We start from the raw sequence: 12,690 nt of genomic DNA on the forward strand, positions 1-12,690 counted from the left end.
ATCCACTTACTTGACGCTCCCGCGCGCCGAGTCATAGCTATTTTTCTGAACCGGCCGAAAAATCCGGCTCGTTGGTTCAAATCGATGTGTAGGGCGATTTTAGTATCACCCCTGCAAACAGGTACTAACTCACAGGGACTCAACATCCCGGTATGGCCCCGCATTGAGGCCCACGGCACGCCTGAGCAGCGTGCCGCCGCCGTGCTTGCTGGCGATGTAGGCGAGCGCAGTCCACCGAGAGTGGCATCTGATAAACTTTATCACAGGAGGCTAGCCTTGCAGGCAGCCAATGATAACTACCGCACGCCCGCGGAACACCTGGCTATTGTAGCCAGCAACCCCAAGCCGACCAACCGCCCCCATAAGGCTACCAGCCGACAGCAGCCAGCCCGGCTGCTTGCCGAAGATTGCCCGCACATGGCAATGGCCCTGAACGATTGGGCCACGTTGCAGGCATTGCCTGTCATGACCGTGGCGAACGACAACTACGTCGACGCCGAGGACTCCGATGATGGCTCTGCACCCGCAGAGTGGCACTTCGACAACCTCATGACGACGCAGTCGGCCCGGTTAACGGTCAAACTGGAGGCTGAAGGCAAGCCCTGGCGCCCTGGTGAAGAGCGGTTCGATACGCCGCGGAGGAACAACCGCTCCAAGGCGCCGCCACCAGTGGGCTCACACCGATACAACGGACTGGACATGCCGACACTGCCCGACGCCGAGGGCGAGGCCAACAGGAAAATCGACGCCAGCAACGTACGACGTCGCCTCGGCCATGTGTTGCCGATTGTTGGACTTAGCATCTGGCGACGCCACCACGGAGGAAATCGCCGCAGCCGTGAAACAGCCGATGTCGCCACGCATTGAGACCTACATCGACTGGAGCATCCTTCAGTTCATGAGGGACCCGGCCTTTCCCGAGTACGCCAAGGCGGCCTGATACACTCGCGCACAAGATAGTAGGAGGGGAGTAAATCCGGTTTCCCGGTTTCCCTCCTCATTCAGCCGCTCCCCGCCGCATCAGGCACTCGGGAGCGGCGACCTTTCCACCACAACGGAATCCCGATTGGCATCTCGCGCCGCTATCCACTTCGATTCAATCCGCACCCGTATCGCGTCTGGCATGTCTGACGCGCAAGCCTTGGCGGCAACACCGGACGCGCCGTCGCAGCCTGCATGGTCAGCTTACCTCAAGCGCACCCCCGATAGGCTGGCCGAGATCGAATCCCTTCGGCCCGGCCGCGCAACTCCCGGCATTGACGCTATCGCGGCGAATTTTGATCCCATGTTGCGGTTACTGGAGCAGGGTCATAGCCCCGAGAGCGCCGGCAAGGAACTGGGCATCTTCGGGCGTAGGATCCACGACTATCTGCGCGCCAATCCCGACAAGCGTCCGGCGTATGTAGCCGCACTTAAGAAGCGGGAGCGGAGTCCTAACAAGCGCGGGACTCGCATATCGAAAGAATTTAAGCGGAAACGTTTCACCGCCGAGCAGTTCGACAGCGCGGTTGAATTCATCCGCGACCATCGCGGCATGGACCTATCAGGCGCTTTGCTCAACCGCCGCGACCTTCCGGCGCTTGAGTCGATCATCTTCCGCGCGAACCGCAACCCGGCATTCGCCGCGCGATACGCCAAAGCGATGGCCACGCACGCGATGGCCAATGCGTATGTTTATATCCGCGATACTGGCGTCGCACCGAGCCTTTTACTTTCGAGCTTGATGCAGCAGCCGCTCTACGCAACGGCGTGGAAGCACTTCCGAAAACTGGAGGATCGCGACGACCTCATTTCGGAAGTTGTGCTCGCCGTGCTCGAAGGCGAGATTTCTTCCGACGATATCGGAAAGCGCGACACCTTCAAACGCATCCGCAAGCGAGCGAATGCCCGCGTGATTGAATCGTTAGACGTGCCGGCCTTCCACGGCCGCGACAGCGACTCCCGAGACAGCCTCGGCGACACCTTAGCCAACGACACGGCAATTTTTCACTACTGAGGAATCAAGCATGACCGATATCAGCATAACCTCGACGTCCGTTGTAGGCGACGGCTCTGGCAAGCGGTCCTTCGGCACAGCCGGTGAGGCCATTACGGCGGGGCAGGCGGTTTATCTCGACGCTGCGGTGAATAAGTGGAAGCTCGCTGACTCAGACTCTGTTGTGGCTGGCGCGAACAAGGCCGGTGGCATTGCGCTGAACGGCGCCGCTCTAAACCAGCCGGTTGTCGTGCAAGTCGAAGGGGACTTGACGATAAATGCTGTCCTCACCAAGGGCAGTGCGTATTACCTTTCGGAGACTCCCGGCGGCATTCAGCCAGTGGCCGATCTAACCTCCGGTGAGAACGTCTGCCAGCTGGGTATTGCCAAGTCGACGTCGGTGTTGGCTGTGCGGATCGTTGCGCCTGGCGTGGCTGTGTAGTGCGTCATGAACATCCGCAAAAACGCGCCAGTCGTCTGGGCCGGGCGGATCGTGAAAACCGTTTCGTTTCACAGCAACGAAGCGTTGATTATTTGGATCGACCACCTCGGCAGGATTCAAGAGCGCCACGTCCCAATTGCATCGTTGACCTCGTTTGCAGACGCCATGCAGCCTCGATCGTTGTGGCCGGACACAAACACTCAGGAAGAACAAGCGCCGCGCATTCGTGGCTGGAGGGCAGCATAATGGCGGCACGATCATGGGCGCAATTCGATTACGACTTGGCGCATCCGAAATCCAAGCGCGAGAAAGCTTATGATGAGCTTTGCCGCTTCGGCGTCAATGGTGAGGTGCCACTGAAGCAGGCGCGCATCAACGCGGGTCTCGATGTGCCGGCGGCAGCCAATGACAACGAGCCTGTCAAGCGACGGAAGGCGGCGGTGTAGTGGGTTGGTTCAGCCGTAAATCCGAGCCGGTGCCGGAAACGAAATCCGAATTGACCGATTGCACGTCGGATAGTTGGGCTGCGCTTTGCGATGCCTTCGCCGTGTCCGCGTCGGGCGTGACCGTCACGGTTGACGCCCTTATGCGATGCCCCCCTGCCGAGGCGGCAGTTAGCATCACGTCAAATTCCACGGCAGGCGTGCAGTGTCGATTGTTGCATGATGATGCTGACGATTCCGAGCGGGCCGCAAAACAACATCCAGCCTATCAGCTTGTGCATGGCTTCAGCAATGAATGGATGTCGGCTGGTGAGATTCGCCGTCGAGTTACGCTGGACGCGATCATCTTTGGCGATGGCTTCGCGCTGGTGACGCGCACCGCCGATCGGCCAGCGGAGATCCTTTACGTGCCGCGGCAGGTCGTGGTGCTTGAGTACAAGCCTGATGGCGAGCCGGTCTATCGGATCGACGGCCGCGAGTATGGGCCGGCCGACGTCGTTCATCTGCAGACGCCAAACCCGAGCAGTCCACTGCAACAGCGAGGATTAGGTCTGTTGCATACGGGCCGCGATGCTATTGGCTTGGCGATCTTGCTTGAGCGCAGCGCGTCGCAACTGTTTAAGAATAACAGCCGGCCCGGTGGCGTGCTTTCCTTCAAGGGCAGCTTGAACGCCACCGCAGCCGGCCGGATTGCCCAGATGTGGCGATCGGCTCACGGCGGCGACAAGGCGGGCGGCATCGCGGTTATCGACAACGAGGGTTCATACACCCCGATTGCCTTTAGCTCCGTCGATAGCCAGGCAATCGAACAACGCGCTTTTGTGGTCAGTGAAATCTCGCGATTGACGCGAGTCCCGGCCACGCTGTTGAGCGACATGAGCCGCGCGACGTGGTCCAACAGCGTCCAGCTCGATCTCCAGTTTGTGAAGTACGGCCTCCAGCCGTGGTTGCGCGCGTGGTGCGATGCCTATGCTCGCACGCTGTTGACGCCTGAAGAGCGGGCAACAATGCACTTCGAGTTCGATCTGTCGCAACTGTTGATGGCCGACCCCGCCGCTCGCGCAACCGCATTCGGCCAGTATCGGTCCGCCGGCGTGATGACGGCCAACGATGTGAGGCGGGAACTTAACTTGCCGCCGCTTCCTGATGGCGACGTGCTGGCAAGCCCGCATGTTCAATCATCAGCAAATGACAACCAACCCAAGAAGGATCAAGCGGCTTGAAGACTGACCATGGCAGCGTCTTTGAATTGGACATTAAGTCAATCCAGGAAGACGGCACATTCACGGGATACGCGAGCGTCTTTGACGTTGTCGATAGCCACAAAGATATCGTGGTCAAGTCGGCGTTTAAGAAGTCGCTCGTAAAACGGCCCGCCGCGAAAGTCAAAATGCTTCGGGAGCATGACCAAACTGAACCGATCGGCAAGTGGTTGTCGCTGGTCGAAGATGACCGCGGATTGAAAGCAACGGGTCAGCTTATTCTCGGTACCACGAAAGGCTCCGAGACCTACAAGCTGATGAAGGCCGGCCTGCTCGATAGCCTATCCATTGGCTACCGCACCGTGCGCGACCGCATGGACCGCACAAAGGGTGCGCGCATCCTTGAGCAGGTAGACCTCTGGGAAATCTCGGTGGTCACCTTTCCCAGCAACACGGAATCCACCGTCACCGCAGTGAAATCCAATTCCGCAACGCAGTTTCGCGAGTTAGTTGCGGCGATCAACAGTGCTCGCAATCTACTTCATTAACAGGAATTCCTATCATATGACTTTCCACACTGCTACTGCTCTTGAGACCAAGAACGCAGCCGAACTTCCTGCGGAAGACGGCGCGGCCGAAATCAAGTCGGCGCTTGAAGCGCTGACCGCTGACGTCAACACGAAGACGGCACCGGTCGCCGATCTTGAAAAGCGACTTGCCGCGGCCGAAGTCAAACTCGCCCGCCCTGCCATTCATACTGAGAAGAAGGACGAGATCAGCGCTGAACGCAAAGCATTCACCGGCTACCTGCGCAACGGCAAAGAGACGTTGACCGCGGATGAGGTGAAGTCGCTCACGATCGCCCCAGATAGCTCTGGAGGTTACCTCGCTCCGATTGAGTTCAGCGCGGAAGTCGTGAAGGGTATTGTCGAGCAATCGCCCGTTCGCCAGGCTGCTCGCGTGGGCAACACTTCGAGCGGCGAAGTTCTAATTCCTAAGCGCACGGGTCGCCCGACTGGCAAGTGGGTCGGTGAAACCGAGACCCGCACCGGAACGGAGTCCAGTTACGGTCAGGTTGAGATCCCGATCCATGAAATGGCGTGCTATGTGGATGTTTCGCAGCGCCTCTTGGAAGACGCCGCGGTCAACGTTGAAGCCGAAGTTGCCTTCGACCTCGCCGAGGAATTCGGACGTCTGGAGGCTCTTGGTTTCCAGCGTGGTGATGGCGTGAAGAAACCGCTCGGCGTCATGGCGTCTGCGGGTATCGCCTACACGCCAACGGGCAACGCTTCGACGCTCGGCACGAATCCTGCCGACACTATCATCGATGCGTTCTACGCCTTGCCGGCGTTCTATCGTGGCCGGTCGGTTTGGATGATGAACTCCAAAACCATAGCCACCGTTCGCAAGCTGAAGGATGGCACCACGGGCAGTTACCTGTGGCAGCCCGGTTTGGCCGCGTCTGATCCTTCGACCATCCTCGGGCGTCCGGTTATCGAAGATAATACGCTCGACGATGTTGGCAGCGCAGCAGAGCCGATCGTGTTCGGCGACTTCGCCTCTGCGTACCGCATTTATGATCGCGTCGCATTGAGCCTGCTTCGTGACCAGTACAGCCAAGCTGCAAATGGTCTGGTGCGTTTCCACGCGCGTCGTCGTGTTGGTGGTGCGTTGGTTCTCGCCGATGCGCTGCGCAAGATCAAGTGCGCGACCAGCTAACCCATCAACGAAGGGGCTTCGGCCCGCTCACTTTCTCTTTCAATAAGGATAAATAGTAATGCGCGATATCGCGAATAACATCGGCGTTGCACAGACCCTGGCGCCGGTTGACTATGCCGCCACCACGAAGGGCACTGCCGTCGACCTTCAGGGCTTCAATAGCGCGGCCGTCATCGTCAACACTGGCGCCATCACTTCTGCCGGGCTGTATGTTGTCAGCTTGCAGGAGAGCGACACCACGACCGACGGCGACTTCGCCAACGTCGCTGCAGGCGATCTTGTTGGCACGCTGCCTGCAAGCCTTGCCGCAACCTCGACCTACAAGCAGGGCTATACTGGCAATAAGCGCTACATCCGCGCGGTTATCACCAAGACCTCCGGCACCTCGATCGTTGCCGGTGCCGTTGTGGTGAAGGGCAACGCGGCAGACAAGCCGGTAGCCTAAGCAGTATGCGGTGCGCGACGTGGATGTGCTGAACGTGCGCTGCAGGGGAGTCGCTTGGTGTGTGGCGACTCCCCACCGTTTCCTTACAGGAGACCGATATGACCATCAGAAAACCGATAGAGATCATCAAGCAGTTGCTCGTCTCGCGCGGTGTGGACGACACCACGGCCGAGCAAATCATCGACGCTCTCGAAACCGCGGGTTGGCGGTTCATCCGCGATGCCGACGCCATCGTGCTTGCGTAATGCCCTTTGCCGCTCCGCGCCTCTGTACGTGCGGCAAGGTTGTGCAGGCAGGCAAGCGATGTGAGTGCTCCATTAAGAGGAAGGCTGAACGTGACCGACTGCGACCTACAGCACCACAGCGCGGATACGATGGCGAGTGGCGTCGGCTGTCTCAGGCGTATCTCGCAGAGCCTGGCAATGATGTATGCGCGGATTGTGGTCGGCCTGCCGTACTGGTCGCGCATCGGGTGAGCATCCGTAAAGCGCCGCACCTGCGCCTTGTTCGCAGCAATTGGAAGCCATCCTGCATTGCCTGCAATAACAGGCAGAACATCGCGTGCGAAGGCGGCTTCGGAAGGCCTATCAAGTAATGTGTAAGACCTGCATCAAACTTCGCAAGGCAGCGTTCGCAGTCATTCGCACTGTGATGCCGAAGCCCGCACAGAAGCGCGCTGATAGCCGCAACGACGAAAGCGCCGACGTTGTGTCAAACGAGAAATAACGCACCACGCGCCAAGCTGACCGCAGCGCAGTACCCTCCGGGGGTATCGGCCGACTTTGCCCGATCGCATTGCTACCGGCGGCCAAGAAGCGAACAAGACGGCTCGATATTGGTTCACTCCTTAAATTAGGACTATAATCTCATGGCATTCGCCACGCTTGAAGAATTGAAGGCGCATTGCAACGTCGATTTCGCTGATGACGATGCTGCGCTGCAGGACTATCTGGACGGCGCGTCGGAATACATCCGCCCGTTTCTCGTCGACGATCCCGAGGCGGACGTGCCACCTTCGACGCCATCGGCTGACCTTAGGCAGGCGACCTTGCTCATAGCATCGTCCTGGTACCAGCAGCGAGAGGCGTCGATCGACGCTACATTGCGCGAAATTCCGTTCGGCGCACGCGAGATCATCAACAATATCCGTAGCTGGAATTTCGGCCTGTGAAACACACCGCAGGCCGCAAGGCCACGCCGCAGCCGATCGCAGACGCGATCCGCACGGTGCCGCAGCCACCGAAAGCAATGTCGACCGATGCAAAAGTCGAATGGCGCCGCGTGATGCCCGTGCTTGTCGAGAGGCGTGTGTTGTCCGCCGCGGATATGCACGCCGTCGAAAGGTTCTGCGAGTCCGCCGCCGACATCAAGGATGCGCGCGCCGCCATCGCCAAGGACGGAGCCTATGTCGAAAATCGGCTGGGCGAGATCAAGCGCCATCCTGCGTTCGCAACGCTGAGAGAAGCAACGGCGGAATCCCGCCGTTGGTCGGCAGAGTTGGGCTTAACACCGGCCAGTCGTAGCCGTGCCGGCGCACATGAAGACAGCGACGAAACCGACGACAATCCCTTGGCGGTGGAATGATGGTTGCATCCGGTAACCTTAGAGAGAAGATCGAACTGCTGAAGCAAGTATCTGTGCCGGATGGCGCAGGCGGTTCGACCATTGATTGGGTTGTTCAGGTAACGGCGCGTGCTGCGATCAAGGTGCTCAAGGCCAGCGAAACTGTTATGGCTGGTCGCTTACAGGGCACGCAAACGCTTGTTGCGACGCTGCGCTATCAAGCGGCGCTTGCGTCAGTGGATGGCACATGGCGGCTCCGCAACGTCCACACCGACAGCGAATATAATATTCGCGCCGTGACGCCTGACACGCGCCAGCAATGGTGCGATGTGCTTTGCGAGACTGATGAACTGTGAAGGATCCATACCCGCATTGGCTATTTGACGACTCGCCGATCGATGATCCGTTTGGATACGGCGAGCGCGCGGTTAAGTTTCTGCGCCGGCTTAAGCATCCAAAGAGTCGCTTGCCGGGCAATGCATTCCAGCTTGATCCATGGCAAGAGCGTATCGTGCGCCGCATTTACGGACCGCGCAATCCTGATGGCTCGCGCGTCGTTAAAACAGTGGTCCTGCTAATCCCTAGAGGCAATCGCAAAAGCAGCCTGTCGGCCGCGATTTCGCTGCTTCACGCCATCGGCCCGGAGAAAATCCCCGGCGGTGAATGCGTGCTGGCCGCCGCAGATCGTAAGCAAGCCTCGATCGCCTTCAAAGAGGCCGTCGACGTCGTGCGGATGGATAAGCGGCTTGTATCGGCCACGCGCATCTATGACGCCTTCAATTCAGCGAAGAAAATCGTCCTGAAAAAGGGCGGCAGCTTTATCGAAACCATTAGCAGCGATGCCGGCACGGCTCACGGAAAGAGCATTGCGCTGCTTGTGGCAGACGAACTGGCACAGTGGCGAGGCACTGACCTTTGGATTGCGCTGAAGTCGTCGTTGCCGAAGGTGAAGGACTCGCTGTTGGTGGTTGCGACGACTTCCGGCCGCGGCCAGGACAATCTCGCGTGGGAGATCGTCGACCGTGCGCGCAAGGTTGCGACGGGCGAGATCAATGACCCTTCCATGTTGCCGATCCTGTTCGAGACCGACGCGGGCGCGGATTGGAAAGACGAGGCGCTGCTTTATCGCGCCAACCCCGGCCTGACATTGGGATATCAAGACATCTCCGGCTTGCGACAGCTTGTGCGGGAAGCTGAAACCAGCATGACGGCTAGGGACATGGTGCAGAATCTCCACCTCAATGTCTGGCTTGATAGTTCCGCGGCACCGTTCGTCGATATGACGGTCTACGACGAAGGCGCCGGCGAAATAGACCTTGCAGCGCTTGAAGGCGAGCCTTGCTGGCTGGGCGTCGACCTTAGCTCTAGCATCGACCTCTCGGTCATTGTCGCGGCCTTCCGTGATGGCGATGATGGTTACATCGTGGTGCCTTACTTCTTTTGCCCGGCCGACAACTTGCGACAGAGGCAGGAAGCTACAGGCGCTCCATACATCGACTGGCAAGCCCGCGGGCTGATCGAGGCCACGCCTGGCAACGTCATCGATTTTCGCCGCGTTGAGGAACGCGTTCGCGAACTGTGCGAGACCTATTCTGTGCAGGAGATCGCGGTCGATCCGGCCATGGCGCGAAACCTAATGAACAACCTTTTAGAGGATGGACTCCCGGCCGTCGAACACCGGCAAGGTTCGTTGTCGATGATGCCAGCTATAGCGAACCTTGAGCGCGCCATCGTTGGGCGCAAGTTCAAGCATGGCGGCAATGAGCCGTTGCGGTTCTGCTTTGCGAACGTCGAGGCGCAGACGAATTCGTCTGGCCATGTCGTGCGGTTCACCAAATCAAAGAAGTGGTTATCGATCGATGGAGCCGTCGCGGCGGCCATGGCGGCGCATCGGGCGAGCGCTGGCGGCAGTGCGGCGGCGACGTCGCTGTACGATGACCCGGAATGGGAAACGGCGCTGGCGGGGTTTAATTAGCGCACCGCTTCCCCGGCTGGGGTTATCCTATAGTAGCCGCGCACGCTCGTTTCGGATGGATCAACCTGAACGATCCATCCCATATCGACCATATCCTTGATCGTCTTTTCACCAGCCCCGGCAAATCGGTCAGAGTGTTCGACGTGATCACCAACAAAGTAATTCAACACCTTAAGTTCGCGCGCGGTCGGATTTCTCATTTGGTTTTCCCCTTCAGCCCCAACTCGACCGGTCAGAAACGCTACGGGCTTGGCGTCCTATCTGCCACATCGAAATGAAAGATTGACTCAAACCGACCATTCCAGTCGGCCTGGACAATGTCCCACGACAATACGAACAGATCGGCATTGTGAGTTAGTGGTTCAACAGAGCCACTTCGGATATCGACAGAACGCAATCTATCTCGATCCTGTACCACCATCATTTCTCTGTCGCCAACGATCTGGATCAGACCAGGCGGTAAGTGATCCATGTCAAACCTAACCGACCTCAGAGCAACGAGAGAGCGCAAAGCAGACCCAGGCAAGGGCACTACGGCGGGACGATTAGCAGCAATCCGTATGGTGTCTTTGGAAAGAATCAGAGGTGCATTCGCGTCAGACAAGTCGCCACCGTCGACTATCATGACGTAGTGGTTCTGGTCTTTTATTTGCGCCAATCCAATCTGCCCGCGCGTTGCGGTCTTGATTGGCTGCAGCTTGTACTTAGGAATTTCCATCTCGCCCCCCATTGTTCTAATAACTTATGGTGCTCGTACCGGGCAGGTTGCAACTAACCTTTTGATGGCTAAGTAGCCGGTTGCTTGGCGGGCTTCGGCGATGGTTTGGGCTCTGCATAGCCGCCGTTAAGCTGCGGGAGAGGCTGCATGCCTTGGCAAATTTCCTCGAAGCCCTTAATCCCGCCGTCCGATGTATTGAGGAAGGCTCCGCTGGTGGATGAGCCATGGTGGCGTGGCGTCGTGGCCAGCGTGTCTCGCGCCGCGGTAAGCGGACCAAGGAACAAGTGCAGGCGCTCCCGCTGATCTCTAACGCCACTGTCAACCGGTCGACGATCAAGGTATTGCAGCGGCTGTTCACGTTCGCCAAGGCCGAAAAGGCGGTATTCGAGGACGAGCCCGAATGGGAAAAGCTGCTGTTGGCCGAACCGGTGGAGCGAGTCCGCGAATTGAAGATCGAGGAGGCTGACGCCCTCGACGACGCGATGCGCGTGGATTATGAGCCATTCTTCGATTTCGTTCGCGCCAGTGGCATGCGACTCAAAGAGTGCGTCACCCTGCGCTGGAGCGAGGTTGATTTCGGCACTCGGCAAATTGTTCGAACCGGCAAGGGCGGTCGGCGCGTGGTGTTTCCCATTACCGCGGCGGTACGCGAAATCCTGTTTCCGCTGCAGGGTCAGCATCCCGAGTTCGTATTCACCTACGTTGCGGTTTATGGCAACAAGCGGCTGCGCCGGGTGAGGGGACAACGCTATTCCTTGACCTACACCGGAGCCAAGACCGCATGGCAACGGCTCCGCGCCAGTTCTGGCGTGGCCAACTTTCGATTCCACGACTTCCGCCATGACTTCGGAACCAAGCTTCTCCGCGACAGCGGAAACCTTAAGCTGGTTCAAAAGGCGTTAAACCACCGGGACATCAAGAGTACGCTGCGCTACGCGCACGTGTTGGACGAGGATGTAGCTGTTGCCGTCGAGCGACTCGCAGAGTCCCGGAAAAAGTCCCGGAGTAAACCCCGTAAGGCGAGCTAAGGATTTGATGACACGAATGATATCGGAATCACCATCCGAGCTTTCAAATGTCGTTCGCGGCGACGCTCGGACTGGTGGCGCTGGTCCAGGTCGGGATGCCGAAATTGTTCGCGACGCCCGATCACTCGCCGACGGCGCGGGCGGCGCTGTGGGGCGGCCGCGAAATCGTCACGCTGGCACTGGCGTCGTTCGTCGCCGGACTTGCGACGACGCCATATGCCGCGTTCCATTTTCATCGCGTGACACCGTACGGCGTGGTCGCAAACCTGCTGGCAATGCCGGTGGTCTCGGCGCTGGTGATGCCGGCCGGGCTTCTGGGACTGGCTGCGATGCCGTTCGGCTTTGACGGCGTGTTCTGGCGGCTGATGGATATCGGCATCGAATGGATGATCGTGGTCACGCAATGGGTGGCGGCGCTGCCCGGCGCCATCGGCCGCATGGCGGCGTTCGGAACCGGGCCGCTGATCGCCGCGACCGCGGGCATCATCTTGCTCGGACTGCTCAGAACGCCGCTGCGCTGGAGCGGAGCGGCCATCATCGGGCTGGCGATCGCATGGTCGCTTGCGGTGGAGCAGCCGGATATTCTGATCTCCGCCGACGGTCATAACGTCGGCGTGCGGGGCGGGGACGGGCGGCTGCGTCTCCCTCCGCACGGGCAAGGATAACTTTACGGTCAGGGAATGGCTGGCCGCTGATGCGGACGGGCGTCAGCCTGCCGACTCCACCTTTGCGGAGGGCGTCTCATGCGACGACGGTGGCTGCGTGGTTAAGGTGAGTGGGGGGTGGAATTGTCGCGCTGGCGCGCCGCGCGGACGCCATGGAGGACGACTGCGTGCGGGCGGAGGTGATGGTGACGCCGTGGCAGGCTCCCGAGGGATGTCTTGCGCAGGTGATCGATCAGGACAGGCTGCGGCGGGAAGGCGCCCTGGAGCTGCGGCGAGTCTCAGACGGCGCAAAACACCATTTTGTCGTCGATGCCGTCAGGCCCGATCATGTCGACCGGCCCTGGTCGCCCGCTGTCGGCGGTGACAAGCCGACGCGCATCGGCTCCCGATCGGCGCCGGCGCGCCCGGTCGATGCCACGCCCGCGGCTGACGATCTCCAGCCGGACGATTGAACGCTCTGCCGCCGATTAGAGCCTTCGCTTCTGATGGAATCAGAAGCGGGCTCTATGATTTTG

The 12,690-nt window shown here is 59.4% G+C and carries 18 protein-coding genes and 1 pseudogene; 17 read left to right on the forward strand and 2 right to left on the reverse strand.

Annotation, left to right across the window (positions count from 1 at the left end):
* Positions 1–276: 276 nt before the first annotated feature.
* The 15 genes from NHAM_RS08755 to NHAM_RS08815 all read left to right on the forward strand — a co-directional run bounded on the left by NHAM_RS08755 (position 277) and on the right by NHAM_RS08815 (position 9,764).
* A complete protein-coding gene (locus NHAM_RS08755; RefSeq protein WP_157043567.1) occupies positions 277–867 on the forward strand; it encodes a hypothetical protein in 591 nt (196 codons plus the stop codon).
* 256 nt (positions 868–1,123) lie between these two features.
* A complete protein-coding gene (locus NHAM_RS08760; protein ID WP_011510212.1) occupies positions 1,124–1,996 on the forward strand; it encodes a hypothetical protein in 873 nt (290 codons plus the stop codon).
* Between the two features lie 10 nt (positions 1,997–2,006).
* Positions 2,007–2,417, forward strand: coding sequence for a hypothetical protein (locus tag NHAM_RS08765; protein ID WP_011510213.1), 411 nt, complete (start codon positions 2,007–2,009; stop codon positions 2,415–2,417).
* A gap of 6 nt (positions 2,418–2,423) precedes the next feature.
* Positions 2,424–2,663: a hypothetical protein gene (locus NHAM_RS08770; protein WP_041357865.1), complete on the forward strand. Its 240-nt coding sequence runs from the start codon at positions 2,424–2,426 to the stop codon at positions 2,661–2,663.
* Positions 2,663–2,863, forward strand: coding sequence for a hypothetical protein (locus tag NHAM_RS08775; protein WP_041357866.1), 201 nt, complete (start codon positions 2,663–2,665; stop codon positions 2,861–2,863). The genes NHAM_RS08770 and NHAM_RS08775 overlap by 1 nt, the downstream gene beginning before the upstream one ends.
* Before the next feature lie 116 nt (positions 2,864–2,979).
* Positions 2,980–4,083: a phage portal protein gene (locus NHAM_RS08780; protein ID WP_245270036.1), complete on the forward strand. Its 1,104-nt coding sequence runs from the start codon at positions 2,980–2,982 to the stop codon at positions 4,081–4,083.
* Positions 4,080–4,610 carry an HK97 family phage prohead protease gene (locus NHAM_RS08785; protein WP_011510216.1) on the forward strand — a complete coding sequence of 177 codons (531 nt, stop codon included), beginning with the start codon at positions 4,080–4,082 and terminating at the stop codon, positions 4,608–4,610. The genes NHAM_RS08780 and NHAM_RS08785 overlap by 4 nt, the downstream gene beginning before the upstream one ends.
* Complete coding sequence (locus NHAM_RS08790) at positions 4,588–5,781, forward strand: phage major capsid protein (protein WP_245270037.1); 1,194 nt, start codon at positions 4,588–4,590, stop codon at positions 5,779–5,781. The genes NHAM_RS08785 and NHAM_RS08790 overlap by 23 nt, the downstream gene beginning before the upstream one ends.
* 58 nt (positions 5,782–5,839) lie before the next feature.
* On the forward strand, positions 5,840–6,226 hold the full coding sequence (locus NHAM_RS08795; protein ID WP_011510218.1) for a hypothetical protein: 387 nt from the start codon (positions 5,840–5,842) through the stop codon (positions 6,224–6,226).
* A 98-nt stretch (positions 6,227–6,324) separates the two neighbouring features.
* Positions 6,325–6,471, forward strand: coding sequence for a hypothetical protein (locus NHAM_RS27510; RefSeq protein ID WP_011510219.1), 147 nt, complete (start codon positions 6,325–6,327; stop codon positions 6,469–6,471).
* A 90-nt stretch (positions 6,472–6,561) separates the two neighbouring features.
* On the forward strand, positions 6,562–6,702 hold the full coding sequence (locus NHAM_RS26570; protein WP_157043568.1) for a hypothetical protein: 141 nt from the start codon (positions 6,562–6,564) through the stop codon (positions 6,700–6,702).
* Positions 6,703–7,094: 392 nt separating this feature from the next.
* On the forward strand, positions 7,095–7,397 hold the full coding sequence (locus NHAM_RS08800; protein WP_011510221.1) for a head-tail connector protein: 303 nt from the start codon (positions 7,095–7,097) through the stop codon (positions 7,395–7,397).
* On the forward strand, positions 7,394–7,810 hold the full coding sequence (locus NHAM_RS08805; RefSeq protein WP_011510222.1) for a phage terminase small subunit P27 family: 417 nt from the start codon (positions 7,394–7,396) through the stop codon (positions 7,808–7,810). The genes NHAM_RS08800 and NHAM_RS08805 overlap by 4 nt, the downstream gene beginning before the upstream one ends.
* The gene (locus tag NHAM_RS08810) at positions 7,807–8,145 is read left to right on the forward strand and encodes a phage head closure protein (RefSeq protein ID WP_011510223.1); all 339 of its coding nucleotides are present in this window, start codon (positions 7,807–7,809) and stop codon (positions 8,143–8,145) included. The genes NHAM_RS08805 and NHAM_RS08810 overlap by 4 nt, the downstream gene beginning before the upstream one ends.
* On the forward strand, positions 8,142–9,764 hold the full coding sequence (locus NHAM_RS08815; protein ID WP_011510224.1) for a terminase large subunit: 1,623 nt from the start codon (positions 8,142–8,144) through the stop codon (positions 9,762–9,764). The genes NHAM_RS08810 and NHAM_RS08815 overlap by 4 nt, the downstream gene beginning before the upstream one ends.
* Here the strand turns inward: NHAM_RS08815 and NHAM_RS08820 are convergent.
* The gene (locus NHAM_RS08820) at positions 9,761–9,964 is read right to left on the reverse strand and encodes a hypothetical protein (RefSeq protein ID WP_041357868.1); all 204 of its coding nucleotides are present in this window, start codon (positions 9,962–9,964) and stop codon (positions 9,761–9,763) included. The genes NHAM_RS08815 and NHAM_RS08820 overlap by 4 nt on opposite strands.
* Positions 9,965–10,005: 41 nt before the next feature.
* Positions 10,006–10,482: a hypothetical protein gene (locus NHAM_RS08825; RefSeq protein WP_157043569.1), complete on the reverse strand. Its 477-nt coding sequence runs from the start codon at positions 10,480–10,482 to the stop codon at positions 10,006–10,008.
* A gap of 224 nt (positions 10,483–10,706) precedes the next feature.
* Between NHAM_RS08825 and NHAM_RS08830 the strand changes: the two genes are divergently transcribed.
* Positions 10,707–11,510, forward strand: a complete 804-nt coding sequence (locus NHAM_RS08830; protein WP_011510225.1) for a tyrosine-type recombinase/integrase — start codon at positions 10,707–10,709, stop codon at positions 11,508–11,510.
* 32 nt (positions 11,511–11,542) lie between these two features.
* Positions 11,543–12,627 (forward strand): annotated as a pseudogene (locus tag NHAM_RS08835) (ComEC/Rec2 family competence protein); the annotation flags it as partial.
* Positions 12,628–12,690 lie beyond the last annotated feature (63 nt).

This window comes from Nitrobacter hamburgensis X14, assembly GCF_000013885.1.
Lineage (GTDB): Bacteria > Pseudomonadota > Alphaproteobacteria > Rhizobiales > Xanthobacteraceae > Nitrobacter > Nitrobacter hamburgensis.

Excerpts from the sequence above, each read along its gene's own strand:
- NHAM_RS08765 (WP_011510213.1), top strand. The coding sequence starts at position 2,007 with ATGACCGATATCAGCATAACCTCGACGTCCGTTGTAGGCGACGGCTCT.
- NHAM_RS08830 (WP_011510225.1), top strand. The coding sequence starts at position 10,707 with ATGGTGGCGTGGCGTCGTGGCCAGCGTGTCTCGCGCCGCGGTAAGCGG.
- NHAM_RS08825 (WP_157043569.1), bottom strand. The coding sequence starts at position 10,482 with ATGGAAATTCCTAAGTACAAGCTGCAGCCAATCAAGACCGCAACGCGC.
- NHAM_RS08795 (WP_011510218.1), top strand. The coding sequence starts at position 5,840 with ATGCGCGATATCGCGAATAACATCGGCGTTGCACAGACCCTGGCGCCG.
- NHAM_RS08800 (WP_011510221.1), top strand. The coding sequence starts at position 7,095 with ATGGCATTCGCCACGCTTGAAGAATTGAAGGCGCATTGCAACGTCGAT.
- NHAM_RS08820 (WP_041357868.1), bottom strand. The coding sequence starts at position 9,964 with ATGAGAAATCCGACCGCGCGCGAACTTAAGGTGTTGAATTACTTTGTT.
- NHAM_RS08810 (WP_011510223.1), top strand. The coding sequence starts at position 7,807 with ATGATGGTTGCATCCGGTAACCTTAGAGAGAAGATCGAACTGCTGAAG.
- NHAM_RS27510 (WP_011510219.1), top strand. The coding sequence starts at position 6,325 with ATGACCATCAGAAAACCGATAGAGATCATCAAGCAGTTGCTCGTCTCG.
- NHAM_RS08760 (WP_011510212.1), top strand. The coding sequence starts at position 1,124 with ATGTCTGACGCGCAAGCCTTGGCGGCAACACCGGACGCGCCGTCGCAG.
- NHAM_RS08770 (WP_041357865.1), top strand. The coding sequence starts at position 2,424 with ATGAACATCCGCAAAAACGCGCCAGTCGTCTGGGCCGGGCGGATCGTG.
- NHAM_RS08775 (WP_041357866.1), top strand. The coding sequence starts at position 2,663 with ATGGCGGCACGATCATGGGCGCAATTCGATTACGACTTGGCGCATCCG.